This is a genomic window from Campylobacter concisus, from assembly GCF_902460625.1.
Classification (GTDB): domain Bacteria; phylum Campylobacterota; class Campylobacteria; order Campylobacterales; family Campylobacteraceae; genus Campylobacter_A; species Campylobacter_A concisus_AD.
In genome coordinates, this window is record NZ_CABPUT010000009.1 from 50,018 (window position 1) to 64,907 (window position 14,890).

Annotated in this window: 14 protein-coding genes; 12 read left to right on the plus strand and 2 right to left on the minus strand. The window is 37.5% G+C overall.

What is annotated here, in order from left to right:
• The first annotated feature begins 240 nt into the window (after positions 1-240).
• The 4 genes from F3G69_RS07475 (at position 241) to F3G69_RS07490 (ending at position 4,041) form a co-directional block, all read left to right on the plus strand.
• Positions 241-1,035, plus strand: coding sequence for an HrcA family transcriptional regulator (locus F3G69_RS07475; RefSeq protein ID WP_149714868.1), 795 nt, complete (start codon positions 241-243; stop codon positions 1,033-1,035).
• Positions 1,032-1,574: a nucleotide exchange factor GrpE gene (gene grpE, locus F3G69_RS07480; RefSeq protein ID WP_149714869.1), complete on the plus strand. Its 543-nt coding sequence runs from the start codon at positions 1,032-1,034 to the stop codon at positions 1,572-1,574. The genes F3G69_RS07475 and grpE overlap by 4 nt, the downstream gene beginning before the upstream one ends.
• Positions 1,575-1,609: 35 nt before the next feature.
• Positions 1,610-3,484: a molecular chaperone DnaK gene (gene dnaK / locus F3G69_RS07485; RefSeq protein WP_087578979.1), complete on the plus strand. Its 1,875-nt coding sequence runs from the start codon at positions 1,610-1,612 to the stop codon at positions 3,482-3,484.
• 125 nt (positions 3,485-3,609) lie between these two features.
• The gene (locus tag F3G69_RS07490; RefSeq protein ID WP_103600624.1) at positions 3,610-4,041 is read left to right on the plus strand and encodes a trehalose-6-phosphate synthase; all 432 of its coding nucleotides are present in this window, start codon (positions 3,610-3,612) and stop codon (positions 4,039-4,041) included.
• A gap of 50 nt (positions 4,042-4,091) precedes the next feature.
• Here the strand turns inward: F3G69_RS07490 and ppk2 are convergent, their stop codons facing one another.
• Positions 4,092-4,901 carry a polyphosphate kinase 2 gene (ppk2, locus tag F3G69_RS07495; protein WP_087578978.1) on the minus strand — a complete coding sequence of 270 codons (810 nt, stop codon included), beginning with the start codon at positions 4,899-4,901 and terminating at the stop codon, positions 4,092-4,094.
• 105 nt (positions 4,902-5,006) lie between these two features.
• Between ppk2 and dsbD the strand changes: the two genes are divergently transcribed.
• On the plus strand, positions 5,007-6,737 hold the full coding sequence (gene dsbD, locus F3G69_RS07500) for a protein-disulfide reductase DsbD (RefSeq protein ID WP_149714870.1): 1,731 nt from the start codon (positions 5,007-5,009) through the stop codon (positions 6,735-6,737).
• On the opposite strand, the gene nth is transcribed toward dsbD, so the two are convergent.
• On the minus strand, positions 6,730-7,362 hold the full coding sequence (nth, locus tag F3G69_RS07505; RefSeq protein WP_021091542.1) for an endonuclease III: 633 nt from the start codon (positions 7,360-7,362) through the stop codon (positions 6,730-6,732). The genes dsbD and nth overlap by 8 nt on opposite strands.
• A 95-nt stretch (positions 7,363-7,457) precedes the next feature.
• Here nth and F3G69_RS07510 point away from each other — a divergent pair, with 95 nt between their 5' ends.
• The 7 genes from F3G69_RS07510 to F3G69_RS07540 all read left to right on the plus strand — a co-directional run bounded on the left by F3G69_RS07510 (position 7,458) and on the right by F3G69_RS07540 (position 14,735).
• Positions 7,458-8,276 carry a peptidylprolyl isomerase gene (locus F3G69_RS07510; RefSeq protein ID WP_085658279.1) on the plus strand — a complete coding sequence of 273 codons (819 nt, stop codon included), beginning with the start codon at positions 7,458-7,460 and terminating at the stop codon, positions 8,274-8,276.
• A 15-nt stretch (positions 8,277-8,291) separates the two neighbouring features.
• Positions 8,292-9,356: a class II fructose-bisphosphate aldolase gene (gene fbaA / locus F3G69_RS07515; RefSeq protein WP_103600621.1), complete on the plus strand. Its 1,065-nt coding sequence runs from the start codon at positions 8,292-8,294 to the stop codon at positions 9,354-9,356.
• 4 nt (positions 9,357-9,360) lie between these two features.
• Positions 9,361-10,674 carry a MotA/TolQ/ExbB proton channel family protein gene (locus tag F3G69_RS07520; RefSeq protein ID WP_149714871.1) on the plus strand — a complete coding sequence of 438 codons (1,314 nt, stop codon included), beginning with the start codon at positions 9,361-9,363 and terminating at the stop codon, positions 10,672-10,674.
• A complete protein-coding gene (locus F3G69_RS07525) occupies positions 10,671-11,762 on the plus strand; it encodes an OmpA family protein (protein ID WP_149714872.1) in 1,092 nt (363 codons plus the stop codon). The genes F3G69_RS07520 and F3G69_RS07525 overlap by 4 nt, the downstream gene beginning before the upstream one ends.
• Complete coding sequence (locus F3G69_RS07530; protein WP_149714873.1) at positions 11,755-12,606, plus strand: pyridoxal-phosphate dependent enzyme; 852 nt, start codon at positions 11,755-11,757, stop codon at positions 12,604-12,606. The genes F3G69_RS07525 and F3G69_RS07530 overlap by 8 nt, the downstream gene beginning before the upstream one ends.
• Entirely contained in the window at positions 12,603-13,895 is a 1,293-nt protein-coding gene (gene hisD, locus F3G69_RS07535; RefSeq protein ID WP_149714874.1) for a histidinol dehydrogenase, read from the plus strand. The genes F3G69_RS07530 and hisD overlap by 4 nt, the downstream gene beginning before the upstream one ends.
• Before the next feature lie 84 nt (positions 13,896-13,979).
• Complete coding sequence (locus tag F3G69_RS07540; protein WP_188115349.1) at positions 13,980-14,735, plus strand: flagellin; 756 nt, start codon at positions 13,980-13,982, stop codon at positions 14,733-14,735.
• The last annotated feature ends 155 nt before the right edge of the window (positions 14,736-14,890 follow it).

Genomic DNA, 14,890 nt, shown 5'->3' on the forward strand with positions numbered 1-14,890 from the left:
TTATATTAATACGTAAAAACGTATAAAAATATTAGAACGTAGAGGTAATATAAAAGACTTTTAAGTTTGTTTAATTATTTTTGTAATTTTATTTTCGGAAAGGCTTATGCAATTAATATTAAAGAAGCTTAGTTATATAGACTAAAGATACATAAATAAATTATTTTAACTTAAATACTTGACATTGATAAACTAAAGTTGTATAATCCGCTTAGCAATTAAAAAGAAAGAGTGCTAAAAGTGAGTAAAACAAATAAACGTGATTTGATACTAAATTCTATCATCGAGGCTTATTTGCAGGACAATATGCCTATTGGTTCAAATGAGCTTGGTTCTCGTATGAGCGCAGCTATTCCGGCTTCTACGATACGCGTTTATTTCAAAAAGCTTTCAGATGAGGGCGAGATTACAAAGCTTCACATTAGTGGCGGTCGGATCCCAACAATTGCAGCGATGAGAAGATATTGGAGTGAAATTTTTGCTATAAGCGATATAAATTTAGAGATAAATGATGCCGAAGGATTGAAAAAGTTATGCGATGAATTTGAGCTTTATTGCATGATTTTTGGCACAATTGATAATGAATTGCTAGAAATTTTAAATTTAAATAATAGATATATGATCTTAAATTTTGGTGAAGATGAGATCGTTATTAAATTTGATGCCAGGATGTATAAATTTTTAAGTAATCTTGCAGGAGTTAGTTTAAACAAGCTTGAGCTTATCTGCTCTCAAGTTGGTTTAAGCGAACTAAAAAGTAAAATAAGAGAGCTTAAAAGGACTAAAATTTACTTCCAAGAAAACGAAATTTTAGCTTTTGATATGTTTAAAGATAGACGTTTTAAGATGGTTTTTGACCCAAGTTTTAGCTTGCAAATGGATGAAAAACTTACATTTTCTCCTATGTTTGATGAAAATTTTATGGGACTTAAATTTAGTACAAACTATCTTGGCAACGAAGCACAGATGATCTGTGCTGGCAGTATTTATACTGACTATGTGAAATTTATAAATCTAATAAAGGAGGCTGCGTGAGCGAAGAGGTAAAAGAGCAAAACCTACCCGAGGTTGAGCCTGTGCAAGAACTAGCTAATGATAGTGTAAATTTGGACGCACTTGGCGATATTTCAAAGGTTGAAAAACTTGAAAAAGAGCTCGGAGAAATAACTGATAAATATTATAGAGCAAATGCTGAGTTTGAAAATATCAAAAAGCGTTATGAAAAAGAAAAGACAGACGTTGCAAACTATGCAAATGAGAAATTTGCTAGGGACTTGCTGCCGGTCATCGATGCTCTTGAGATCGCTGCAAATTTTGATCCAGAAGATGATGAATTTGCCAAAAAGATCAAAGAAGGTATTTTGATAACTATAAATCAGTTTAAAAAATGCTTTGAAAAGCATGGCGTAAGCGAGATACCAACTGATATTGAGTTTGATCCAAGCGTGCATAATGCTGTTTTAAGGGTCGATAGCGAGGAGAAGCAGAGTGGTCAGATCGTACAAGCTTTGCAAAAAGGTTATATGATAAATGGTAGGGTTTTGCGCCCAGCTATGGTCAGCGTGGCAAACTAAATTTATAAAAATAAAATCTAATAAAAAGGAAAAATATGTCAAAAGTTATAGGTATAGACTTAGGTACAACAAACTCTTGTGTGAGCGTTTTTGAGCGTGGCGAGAGCAAGGTTATCCCAAACAAAGAGGGTAAAAACACGACTCCATCTGTTGTTGCTTTTACGGACAAAGGTGAAATTCTAGTAGGTGATGTTGCAAAACGTCAAGCAGTTACAAACCCTGAAAAAACGATATATTCTATCAAACGTATCATGGGTTTGATGAGCAATGAAAAAAATGCTGAAGAGGCAAAAAGCCGATTGCCGTATCATGTCGTAGATAGAAACGGCGCTTGCGCAGTTGAGATCGCTGGCAAGGTTTATACTCCACAAGAAATTTCAGCAAAAATTCTTATCAAACTAAAAGAAGATGCTGAAGCATATCTTGGCGAGAAGGTAACAGATGCGGTTATCACAGTGCCAGCATACTTTAACGATAGCCAAAGAAAGGCTACAAAAGAGGCTGGAACGATTGCAGGACTAAACGTGCTTCGTATCATCAACGAGCCAACAGCTGCAGCGCTTGCTTATGGTCTTGATAAAAAAGAGGCTGAGAAAATTTTAGTTTACGACTTAGGTGGTGGTACATTTGACGTTACAGTGCTAGAAACTGGCGATAATATCGTTGAAGTTTTGGCAACTGGCGGTAACGCATTCTTGGGCGGTGATGACTTTGATAATAAGATAATTGACTGGCTAGTAAGCGAGTTTAAAAACGAAAATGGTATCGATCTAAAAGGCGATATCATGGCACTCCAACGCTTAAAAGAAGCTGCTGAAAATGCTAAAAAAGAGCTAAGCTCAGCTCAAGAGACTGAGATAAATTTACCATTTATTACAGCTGATGCGACTGGTCCAAAACACCTTGTCAAAAAGCTAACTCGTGCTAAATTTGAGGGTATGATCGACTCACTTGTAGGCGAGACTATCACTAAGATAAACGAGGTAACAAAAGACGCTGGTTTAAATAAAAGCGACATCAAAGAGGTCGTAATGGTCGGTGGTTCAACTCGTGTACCACTAGTTCAAGAAGAGGTCAAAAAAGCATTTGGTAAAGAGCTAAATAAGAGTGTAAACCCAGATGAAGTCGTAGCTATCGGTGCTGCTATCCAAGGTGCGGTCATAAAAGGCGATGTAAAAGATGTGCTACTTCTTGACGTAACTCCGCTTAGTCTTGGTATCGAGACACTTGGCGGCGTAATGACAAAGATCATCGAAAAAGGCACAACTATACCAACTAAGAAAAGTCAAGTCTTCTCAACTGCTGAAGATAATCAAAGTGCCGTTACTATCATGGTTCTACAAGGAGAGCGTGAGTTTGCAAGAGATAATAAATCACTTGGAAATTTCAACCTTGAAGGCATCCCAGCAGCTCCAAGAGGTGTTCCTCAAATCGAAGTTGAGTTTGACATTGACGCAAACGGAATTTTAACCGTTTCAGCAAAAGATAAAGCAACTGGCAAAGCTCAAAACATCACTATCTCTGGATCAAGCGGCTTAAGCGAAGAAGAGATAAACAACATGGTAAAAGACGCCGAGCTTCATAAAGAAGAGGACAAAAAACGCAAAGACGCAGTCGAAGCTAGAAACCAAGCTGACGCACTAGTTCATCAAACTGAAAAGAGCATGAGCGAGCTTGGCGAGAAAGTCCCAGCTGAAGATAGAAGTAACATCGAAGCTGCGTTAAATGATCTAAAAGAGGTCTTAAAAGATGAAAATTCTTCAAAAGAGCAAATCGATGCTAAAGTAGAAGCTCTAAGCAAAGCTAGCCACAAACTTGCAGAAGCTATGTATAAAAAAGATGAAAATGCTGGAGCAAACGGCGGAAATAATAAAAAAGACGATGACGTTATAGACGCTGAAGTCGAGTAAAATTCCTAGAGCAGGGCGCTTGCCTTGCTCTTTTATAAATTTATCTTCATAAATCCTTAAGATTGATTCAAAATAAGCAGTTTAAATAGTTAAAATTTATATAATGCCAAGCAAAAAGGCGAAAAATGTATTTATTTTTTTTGATTACTCATTTAATTTGTGCCATTGTATTTATAGGATACGTATTTTTCGATGTTTGCATATATCCGTTTGCTAAAAAAACGGTTGATACTAAAACCCTTGAAATAGTTAAAAAGGCCTACACAAAAGGCAGCGCAAAGGTTTTTGGCACAGCATTTTTATTGCTTTTAATAAGTGGCGCTTATATGGCAAAAGACTATTTTGGAGGTGAGCTTGGCTGGTGGCAAAGCAACTTTCAAAAGCTACTACTTGTAAAAATTTTTGTTTTACTCATAATGTGCCTTGTAACTTTTATATCTGTTTTTAATGTCGTTATTTTAAAAAAGCCTGATCCATTTGGTAAATTTTCACATTTAATAGCTCTAGTACTTTGCCTAATAATGGTCATTTTAGCAAAAGTAATGTGGTGGGCTTAAAATTTAGCTAGCAAATCTAAGCAAATCGCCAGCTAGAAGTTAAAAGTGTTCTAATCGATACTCTTTAACTTGTCTTTATTTAGCCCTTCTTCTATGCGTTTTATCTCTTCACTTCCGTCTCTTACGACGTTTTTGTCAAATTCCAAGTAGTCATTTATCTTTTTTGGATATTCAACGTGACTTAGGATAAATTTAAAGACATTTAGCCTAGCTTCTTTTTTGTTGTCGCTTGAGACGATGACCCATGGCGAAATGCTATTGTGAGAGGCAAGAAGCATAGAATATTTAGCGATAGAGTACTGATCCCAAAGTTCTTGTGCTTTTTGATCAACGGGTGAAATTTTAAATTGCTTTAATGGATCATTCTGCCTCTCTTTGAAGCGTTTTTTCTGCTCATCTTTTGTGATTGAAAGATAAATTTTAAAGAAAATTATGCCGGAGTTTATGATCATCTCTTCAAATTTTGGCACTTCACGTAAAAATTCCTTATGCTCTGCTTGCGTGCAAAAGCCCATCACTGGCTCAACACCAGCTCTATTGTACCAGCTTCTATCAAAGATCACGATCTCTCCGGCACTTGGCAGATGAGTCACATATCTTTGAAAATACCACTGCGTTTTTTCGACATCACTTGGCTTAGCAAGCGCTACTATACGGCAACCTCTTGGATTTAGATGCTCAGTTAGGCGTTTTATCGTTCCTCCTTTGCCGGCTGCGTCGCGCCCTTCCATTAGCATGAGTACTCTAAGACCTTTTTCTTTTACGTAATTTTGAAATTTTAAAAGTTCAATTTGAAGTAGTCTAAGCTCTTCCTCGTAGCCAAGTTTCTCGCTTTTTTGGTGTTTTTTGTCTTTTGACATCTTTGCTCCTTTAAAATTTCACATATTTTCACGATTTTACAATAAAATAGAATAAATTTAAGAATTTAGACTAAAATCATCTTTTTTAATTTAGCAAGGATTAGTATGTTTTTAAAATTTCTTTTTTCGATTATTTTATTTGTAGGCTCGCTTTTTGCCGAGGTTTTAGATGTTAGCAAAGCCTTTGTTTTAACTCCAAGCGTTGATAGTCAAAATGTTGAAGTGAAGTTTAACTTTGGTGAAAATATCTATCTTTATAAAGAGAGTTTCGAGATTAAACTAGCTGGCAAAAAGATAAATGAGCTATTAAATTTGCCAAGTAGTGAAAATACGGGAGAATATGAAATTTATCCAAAAGATTTTTCGATTTTTATCCCATTAAATTTGGTAAAAGAAAATCTTTCAAATGGCAAAGCAATACTTGACATTAACTATCAAGGCTGTGCTAAAAACGGCATTTGCTACCGTCCGCAAAGTAGAATTTATGAGATAACTGACCAAGCTGGAAAATTTAGCATCGCCACTTTTAAAAAAGAGCAAAAAAACGATACCGACATTCTTGCTGAAGAATTTTCTAGCGAGCAAGATATCGCAAATGGGCTTGGAGATAAAAATTTCTTTATCTCGCTTCTTACTTTTTTTGGTTATGGTCTCTTGCTTTCACTCACACCTTGCGTCTTTCCGATGATACCGATACTTTCAAGCATAATCGTCTCAAAAGGCGCTAATTTAAATGCAAAAAAAGGCTTTTTATTATCATTTATCTATGTTGTCGCGATGAGCCTGGCTTACGCACTAGCTGGAGTGGCAGCTAGTCTGCTTGGCTTTGGTATCGCAGGAGCTTTGCAAAACATCTATGTGCTTGGCGCTTTTGCAGCCATTTTTGTTATTCTAAGCTTTAGCATGTTTGGATTTTATGATATAAAATTGCCAGCAAAATTTGAAAATTTGATAAGTAAAAAATCACAAAATAGTTCAGGCTATGTTGGAATTTTTATTATGGGCTTTGCCTCAGCTCTCATCGTATCGCCTTGTGTAGCAGCACCATTAGCTGGCGCACTTCTTTATATCGCTCAAAGCGGAAATGTCTTTTATGGTGGCATTATGCTTTTTGCCATGGGGCTTGGCATGGGCGTGCCACTACTTATTATCGGGCTAAGCTCTGGAAAGCTCTTGCCAAAACCTGGTAGTTGGATGGATGAAGTGAAAAAAATCTTTGGCTTTTTAATGCTCATAATGGCGATTTGGATCCTTTCGCGTGTGCTCGGAGAATTTTTTGAGCTATTAGGATATGGCATTATAGGCGTTTTTATGGCAGTTTATTTTGGGGCATTTGAAGTAGCAGAGCAAAGCTGGGCTAAGTTTAAAAAAGCGTTTTTTATCCTAGTTTTTATATATTCAGTTATGCTAATAGTTGGTTCATTTTTGGGCTCAAAGGAGGCTTTTTCTCCGCTTTCTGGACTAAATTTGGCAAAAAGTGATAGTGCGTTAAAATTTAATTCCGTTAAAAATTTAGATGAACTAAATGAGATAATAAAAAACTCAAACAAGCCCGTTCTAGTAGATTTTTATGCTGATTGGTGTGTAAGCTGCAAAGAGATAGAAAAGATCACTTTTAAAGATAGTGATGTTATAGATGCTTTGGCAAATTTTGCACTTATTCGTATCGATGTAACAAATGGTGGATCACAAAATGATGAGATGCTAAGAAATTTTGGGCTTATTGATCCGCCTGCACTCTTGCTATTTAATGGTGGCGATGAACTAAAATTTCTTAGAACTATCGGTTTTATAGATGCTAAAAATTTTCTAGCAAAGCTTGAGAAGATTAAATAATCTTGTCCTTGCTGTTACAAAGATCATTTAAGATGCACTCATGGCAAAGCGGTTTTTTGGCTTTACAGGTGTAACGTCCAAAGAGTACCATGGCTTGATGAAGCTTACCAAGATCTGTTTTAAAGGCGTGACTAAGATCAGCTTCAGTAGCTTCTGGCGTTTTTGCATGACTAAGATCAAGTCTGTGTGCTACTCTAAAAACGTGTGTATCAACAGCCATAACATTTGCATTTGTAGCTTCTAAAAGCACGACATGAGCGGTCTTTTGTCCAACTCCAGCAAGCGCTTTTAGCTTCTCTTCATCAAGCGGAATTTCTCCATTATAAAGCTCAACCACGCTGTTTGCCATTTTGATTAAATTCACCGCTTTGTTATTAAAAAAGCTGCATGAGTTTATCATTAGTTTTAGGCTTGCTAAATTTGCGCTAGCTAGTTCATAGACATCTTTATACGCTTCAAATAAAGCTGGAGTTATTAAATTTACTCTTTTATCAGTGCACTGGGCTGAGAGCATAACACAGACAAGCAGCTCATATAAATTTCTAAATTTAAGCTCACTTTTGGCGTCTTTAAACTCTTCTAAAAGTCTTCTTTTTATCTCTAAAATATCTTTTTTTGTTCTCATTTTCGTATTTTACCTTATTTTCTTAAGTTAAATGAAAAGTTATCGCTTTATTTGATATAATCTTGCCCATAAAATCAATTTTTTAAAGGATTTATATGAAAAAATTTTTGTTTCCAGCAGTTTTAAGTTTAGCAGCAGCTGTTACTCTAAATGCAGCAGTAGTTGCAACAGTTGATGGTGATGCTATAAGCGATAGCGATATTTCAAGCCTTTTATCAGCAGCTATGCCAGGATTTGACGCTAGCAAGCTTCAACCAAATGAGAAAAAACGTATAATCGACGATCTAATAAATAGAAAACTTCTTTTAAAAGATGCTAAGTCAAGCGGTATCGAAAAAGATGTAGAGTACATCAAAGCCGTAAAAGCAGCGCAAGAAGGTATCGCAGTTGAGCTTTATATGAGAAAGCTTTTTGACGGCATAAAAGTAAGTGATAACGAACTAAAAGATTTTTACAATAAAAACAAAGCAAGTATGAATGAGCCAGCTCAAGCAAAAGCAAGGCATATCCTAGTTGAAGATGAGAAAACAGCAAATGACATCATCGCTCAACTTAAAAATTTAAAAGGTGAGGCATTAACAAAGAAATTTGCAGAGCTAGCAAGCCAAAAATCAATCGACAAAGGCTCAGCAGCACATGGTGGCGCACTTGGCTGGTTTGGTCAAAGCCAAATGGTAAAACCTTTTGCAGACGCAGCATTTTCAATGGCTAATGGCACAGTTTCAACTAAACCAGTTAAAACTCAGTTTGGTTACCATGTAATCTTAAAAGAGGATGGCAAAGCTGCTGGTACCGTAAGCTTTGAGCAAGCAAAAGCGGAGATTGAGCAGGCTGTAAAAATGGAGAAATTCCAAGCTGCTGTTAGACAAAAAAGTGAAGCTCTACGCCAAAAAGCAAAGATAGAATATAAGTAAAATTTGGAGGATAAAATGGGCGTTTTAGATATCGTAAAACCTGGTGTTTTAAGCGGAGATGATGTAACAAAACTTTATGCTTATGCCAAAGAGCAAGGTTTTGCAATACCTGCTGTAAATGTCGTAGGCAGCGACTCAGTAAATGCTGTTTTAGAGGCGGCAAAGGTTGCTAACTCGCCTGTTATCGTTCAGTTTAGTAATGGCGGTGCAGGTTTTTACGCTGGTAAAGCCTGCGAAAACGCAGCCGTTCTTGGTGCGATCGCTGGAGCAAAACATGTTCATCTGCTTGCCAAGGCTTACGGCGTGCCAGTCATTTTACACACTGACCACGCTGCTAGAAAGCTTTTGCCTTGGATAGACGAGCTAGTAAAAGCAAGTCATGAGTATAAAAAAACTCATGGCGTGCCACTTTTTAGCTCTCATATGCTTGATCTTAGCGAAGAGAATATCAACGAAAATTTAAGTACGTGCGAGAAGTATCTAAAAGAGCTTAGCGAGCTTGGCATTAGCCTTGAGATCGAGCTTGGCGTCACTGGTGGCGAAGAGGACGGTGTGGATAACACAGGCGTTGATAACGCACTTCTCTACACTCAGCCAGAAGATGTCGCACTTGCTTATGAAAGACTAAGCAAGATAAGCGATAAATTTAGCATCGCAGCTAGTTTTGGCAACGTTCATGGCGTTTATAAACCGGGTAATGTCGTGCTAAGACCAGAAATTCTTAAAAACTCACAAGTCTACGTCGCTAAGAAATTTAATACAAAAGATAGCAAACCTGTAAATTTTGTATTTCACGGCGGTAGCGGCAGTGAGCTAAAAGATATCAAAGATGCTGTGAGCTACGGCGTTATTAAAATGAACATTGATACCGATACGCAGTGGGCATTTTGGGACGGAGTACGCGAGTATGAGGCCAAAAATAGAGCATACTTGCAAGGACAGATCGGTAACCCGGAAGGCGATGATAAGCCAAATAAAAAATACTACGACCCAAGGAAATGGTTAAGAAGTGGCGAGGAGAGCATGGTTAAGCGTCTTCAGACTGCTTTTAGCGACTTAAACTGCCTAAATAGGAACTAATCCTATGCAAAATCAAAATGATTTTAGTGAGCTAAGTGTGCCAAAGGAGCGCCAAGCTCACTCTTTCTTTGTCTTTTTTAAAGTTATCTTTATCCCTTTAGTTATCTATGTTTTGGCAATACTAGCGTATCTTGGCGTTATAAATTTTCAGATGAAACTTCATACCATCGTGATGATGGGCGTTATACTTTTTGTGGCATTTATCTTTTCTCGCCACAGCGCCTTGGTAGCTTACTCAAATTTCTTAGCAAATGCCAAAGACTACAAGATAAGGCTAAAAGAATTTATTATCTCACATCTCTTTGAAATTTCAAGCGTCAAAAAGGCAAATGCTAAATTTGAAGATTTTTTCGAGAGCTATACAAGAAATTTTAGAAATGACAACCTAGCAAATATCGGTCAAGCAGTCTTTCCTATGCTTGGAATTTTAGGTACATTTATCAGTATCGCTATCTCCATGCCAAGCTTTAGCTCAAGCACTGCAAACGGCTTAGAAAAAGAGATCGCTATACTGCTAAACGGCGTGGCTACAGCATTTTATGTATCGATATACGGCATATTTTTAGCACTTTGGTGGATGTTTTTTGAAAAGATCGGCATTAGTAAATTTGAGAGATTTTACAGCGAGCAAAAAGAGCTAAGCCGTGAGTTTTTCTGGCAGGAAAATGAGCTAAATGCAAATTTCATGAAAGCAAGTGCAGGCTACTTTAAAGACAGTCATGACGCCTTTAAAATGGTGCTTGATGATAAATTTGTAAAAGAGCTAAGCGAGCAGACAAATGAGAAATTTAACAGCTTAAAAGAGCTTTGCGAGGTTGAAAAAAATATCATCAATCAAAGCAAGGCAGAGCTTAGCGCAAACCTTAAAATACTAAATGAATCTAGCCTAAAACAAGATGAATTTGTAAAAATCCACTCTGATATGCTAAAGGCAGTAAGCGCGTTTTCTAATGCCTTTAAAGATATGGAGGTTAAAATTTTAACCGAGTATGCAAAACTTGGCGAAATTTTTAGTAGAAATTTAAACGCCACGAAAGAGAGCCAGCTCAAATTTGAGCAGACTATAAAGAGTTTTGATGCTATTTTAAAAGAATTTTCTCTCTCTTTGATGAAAGAGCAAAACGACGCACTAAAGGCATTTAGAGCCTCGCTTGTTGAGAGTGCTACGATATTTAAGGCAGCTTATGAGCAAGAGGGTAGGAGCTTGGAGCGCGAAAAAGAGCGTGAGAGCCTCATTGCTGAGCTTAAAAAGAACATAGACGAGATCGATAAAGAAGCAAATTCTGTAATAGAAAAGATCGAAAATCTAGTGCAATGAAAATAAACAAAAATAACGAAGATCAATCAAGCTTTTGGGTTTCGTACGCAGACTTGATGGCGGGTCTGCTCTTTGTTTTTATGCTGCTAATCGGCGCTGTCGTCGTAAAATACGTCCTAACTCAAAACACCCTTGAAAATAAAGAGCAAGCCATCATCGCAGCCTTAGCAAATTTAAAAGATGCCCAGGGTAAAAATTTTACCCTTGAAGAGCTAAATGGAGCCCTAAAAAGCGAGCTTTCAAAGATAAGTGACGAAAACATAAATTTAAAAAAGTCAAATGAAATTTTTGTCATTCAAATAGACGCCCTAAAAGAAAAACTAGCCCAGCTTATAGAGCAAAACAAAGACGCAAATGCGAGCATAAAAGAGCTAAATGCTAGCATTTTTGATCTAAATCAAAAGATGATCGTGCTAAATGATGAAATTTCATCAAAAGATAGAGCGCTTAGCGACGCAAACGAAAGCAGTGAGAAAAATTTAGCCAAGATCGCCTTTTTGCTTGAGCAAGTGAGCCAAAGAGAGGCTAGATATGACGAGCTCTTAAGGGATCTAAACGTTACTCGTGACAGGGTAAAAAATTTAACCGGCATCAGAGTAAAAGTGATCTCAGTCTTAAAGGATAGGCTAGGCTCAAGCATCGAGATCGATCCAAACTCAGGCGCGCTAAAGCTTAGCTCCTCAGTGCTTTTTGATAAGGGCAGTGCAGTCTTAAAAGAAGAGGTCAAAGATGAGCTAAAGGTCACGCTTAGTAAATATTTCGACGTGCTTTTAAATGATAAAGATATCGCGTCAAACATCGATCAAATCATAATCGAAGGTTTTACAGATAGCGACGGAAGCTACATTTATAACCTAGAGCTTTCACAAAAAAGAGCTTACGCGGTGATGGAGTTTATAAACTCATTTGATGGTGATACTCGCCTTAGAAAGCTACTTGTCGCAAGCGGACGAAGCTACAACGAGCTAGTTTTTAAAGACGGAGCCGAGGACAAAGATGCTTCAAGGCGTATAGAGATCAAATTTTCACTCTCAAACAAAGAGGCTATCAACGAGATAGAGAAATTTTTGGAGTTTAAGGGTGATTGATAAAATTTGCTTAAGAGGTCGAGAATTTTGGCTTTTAAGAGATGATCTGTTAGGCGAGTTTAACGGCAACAAAGCAAGAAAGCTAGAGTATTTTCTAAAGGCTGATCTAAGTGGTATCAAAGCCATCGTGTCTCACGGCTCAAGCCAGTCAAATGCGATGTATAGTCTAAGTCTTTTTGCCAAGCTAAAGGGGCTTAAATTTTACTACGTCGTCTCTCATCTAAGCTCAAATTTAAAGCAAACTCCAGTTGGAAATTTCAAATTTGCACTTGAAAATGGTATGGAAATTTTTGTAAAAGAGGAACGTGAGAAATTTGCCAAAGAGCTGGCAAAGAGCCAAAATGCACTATTTATAAACGAGGGCGTAGCGCAAAGCGAGGCTGAGCTTGGCTTTATCACGCAGGCAAGTGAGATAAATGAGTGGAGTAAAAAAAGTGGCATAAGGCCTGATATCTTTTTACCCTCAGGCACAGGCACAAGCGCATGCTATCTGGCAAAGCACACCGATCTTAGCGTTTTTACAACTCCTTGCGTGGGGGACAGCGACTATCTAAAAAAGCAAATTTATGAGTTAGACAAAAATAGCAAGGTGCAAATTTTAAATCCACCAAGGAAGTATCATTTTGGGAATTTATACCCAGAGCTTTATGAAATTTGGCTTGAAATGTGCAAAAGCGGCGTGGAATTTGACCTAGTGTATGACCCTGTTGGCTTTATCACGCTTTTTGCAAATTTAGATAAGCTTGGAGCTGAAATTTTATATATCCACCAGGGTGGAATTTTAGGTAACATTACACAAAGACAAAGATATGATAGAAAAATAAAATTAAAGGAGCATAAATGAAATTTTTTCATAGTAGCGACGCTGATTTTGAGAGTAAATTTTTACAGCTTGTTAAACGAAGTGATAATGACATGAGTGCTGTAATGCCGGTGGTTGCTGGAATAATAGATGAGATAAGAAAAGATGGCGATAGTGCACTTTTTGCACAGATAACAAAATTTGATAAATTTAGCGTTACAAGTAAAAACGACATAATAATCGACGTAAAAGAGATGGAAGCTGCCTATAATTCACTAGATAACGCCTTAAGAGTAGCTTTAAATTTAGCTCACGATAGGATAAAAAGCTATCATGAACGCACAAAGCCAAGCAACTGGACATATAAAGATGAGCATGATATCTTGCTTGGTGCAAAATACACAGCGGTTGATCGTGCAGGCCTTTATATCCCAGGTGGTAAAGCAGCTTATCCTAGCTCACTTCTTATGAATGCAATCCCAGCGATCGTAGCTGGCGTAAAAGAGATCGTAGTTTGCACCCCAGCGCCAAATGGCAAGGTAAATACCTTACTTCTTGCGGCAATGCACCTTTGTGGCATAAAAACAGCCTTTAAAGTAGGCGGTGCAAGCGCTATTGCAGCGATGGCATACGGAACTGCAACGGTGCCAAAAGTAGATGTCATCACAGGACCTGGCAATATCTACGTAGCGACTGCTAAAAAGCTAGTTTATGGCGACGTAAATATCGATATGATCGCAGGTCCAAGCGAGATAGGCGTAATCGCTGATGATAGTGCCGATCCTCGCCACATAGCTATTGATATGCTCTCTCAAGCTGAGCACGACGAGATCGCAAGCGCCTTTTTGATAACGCCAGTAGAAGCTTTCGCAAGGGCAGTACAAAGACACATCGAAGATGAGCTAAAGACACTAAAACGTGAGCCAATCGCAAGTGCAAGCATAAGAAATAAAGCTGCAATAATAGTGGCAAAAGATCTAAAAGAGTGTTTTGCTCTCATGAATGAGCTTGCTGTTGAGCACCTAGAGATCGCTACAAACGATGCTTTAAGTTATATTGATGATGTGACTCATGCGGGCGCTATATTTTTTGGACACTTTACGCCTGAAGCGATGGGAGATTATATCGCTGGACCAAATCACACATTGCCAACTGGCGGAAGTGCGAGATTTTACTCACCACTTGGAGTTGAAAATTTCATGAAGCGAAGTTCGATCATTTCAGTGAGTAGAAAAGGTATCATGCATCTTGGCAAATCATGCATGCAGCTAGCTGAAGCTGAAGGACTAACTGCTCATAAAAAATCAGTTGCAGTAAGGCTAGAAGAGTAAATAAAAATGGATTTTATAGAGATTTTGCAACTTTTTATAGAATTTATAGTAGAATCCATAGCGAATTATTAAAAAGGAGTTGTTATGAAGTTAGGAACTTATACTGCAAACCAGGCTTCAGGAAACTATTATTTAGATCAAGCAAAAAATAGCGAAAAGAAAGCGCTAAATGCTATATCTGCAAACAGCGAGATCAAAGCTTCAGGTGCAAATTTGCAAATCGCAGAGAGTTTGCTGTCACAAACAAATGTCTTGAACGAAGGTTTGGCAAATGCAAACGATATGATTGGAATACTTCAAATCGCTGACTCAACACTTTTAAATTTAAGTAAAAGCACAGATAGAATAGGTGAGCTTTCAAGTAAACTTACAAATCCTACTCTCTCAGCAAATGAACAAAAAGGCATAAAGGGCGAAATCAACGCACTAAGAAATGCTATGAATGATAGCGTAAAAGAGGCTAAATTTAATGGCAAAAACGTATTTGATGCTGAGCTTGGATTTTTTACAGGTGAGAGTATAAAAAATATAAATTTGGGCACAAATGCTCTTTTAAATGTAAAAGATGACGGCTCAAATACAGGTGAAATTTTAAAAAATATAAATTCACTTCGCTCAGAGATCGGATCAACACAAAATGCTATATTTAGAGGCATAAATGCTCTAGCCGCAAGGAGCGTGGCAAATGCTAATAGTGTAGAGAACCTTGATAGCAGCGATATCGCAAAGAGCTTGGAAGAAAATTTACAAGCAAATTTAAAGCTACATGCTGCGAGCTTAGCCAAAGCTCATGATACTACGAGCTTAGCTGCAAAACTAGATAAACTTCTAGCCGAATAAATTTTTACCGGTCTTGTACCGGTATTTTTTTATTTCCTAATAAAATTTTATAATAATCTTGTCTTGCTTGGATGACATATGTTTATAGTTTAGATTATAGGTATAGGCATATTGAGGAATTTCGATGCTAGATTTGCTCAAGTTCAGGTAAGCCC

What these genes read in the sequence shown, in the direction of transcription:
- dnaK (WP_087578979.1), top strand. Translation starts at nt 1,610, where the DNA reads ATGTCAAAAGTTATAGGTATAGACTTAGGTACAACAAACTCTTGTGTG.
- F3G69_RS07490 (WP_103600624.1), top strand. Translation starts at nt 3,610, where the DNA reads ATGTATTTATTTTTTTTGATTACTCATTTAATTTGTGCCATTGTATTT.
- ppk2 (WP_087578978.1), bottom strand. Translation starts at nt 4,901, where the DNA reads ATGTCAAAAGACAAAAAACACCAAAAAAGCGAGAAACTTGGCTACGAG.
- dsbD (WP_149714870.1), top strand. Translation starts at nt 5,007, where the DNA reads ATGTTTTTAAAATTTCTTTTTTCGATTATTTTATTTGTAGGCTCGCTT.
- nth (WP_021091542.1), bottom strand. Translation starts at nt 7,362, where the DNA reads ATGAGAACAAAAAAAGATATTTTAGAGATAAAAAGAAGACTTTTAGAA.
- F3G69_RS07510 (WP_085658279.1), top strand. Translation starts at nt 7,458, where the DNA reads ATGAAAAAATTTTTGTTTCCAGCAGTTTTAAGTTTAGCAGCAGCTGTT.
- fbaA (WP_103600621.1), top strand. Translation starts at nt 8,292, where the DNA reads ATGGGCGTTTTAGATATCGTAAAACCTGGTGTTTTAAGCGGAGATGAT.
- F3G69_RS07520 (WP_149714871.1), top strand. Translation starts at nt 9,361, where the DNA reads ATGCAAAATCAAAATGATTTTAGTGAGCTAAGTGTGCCAAAGGAGCGC.
- F3G69_RS07525 (WP_149714872.1), top strand. Translation starts at nt 10,671, where the DNA reads ATGAAAATAAACAAAAATAACGAAGATCAATCAAGCTTTTGGGTTTCG.
- hisD (WP_149714874.1), top strand. Translation starts at nt 12,603, where the DNA reads ATGAAATTTTTTCATAGTAGCGACGCTGATTTTGAGAGTAAATTTTTA.
- F3G69_RS07540 (WP_188115349.1), top strand. Translation starts at nt 13,980, where the DNA reads ATGAAGTTAGGAACTTATACTGCAAACCAGGCTTCAGGAAACTATTAT.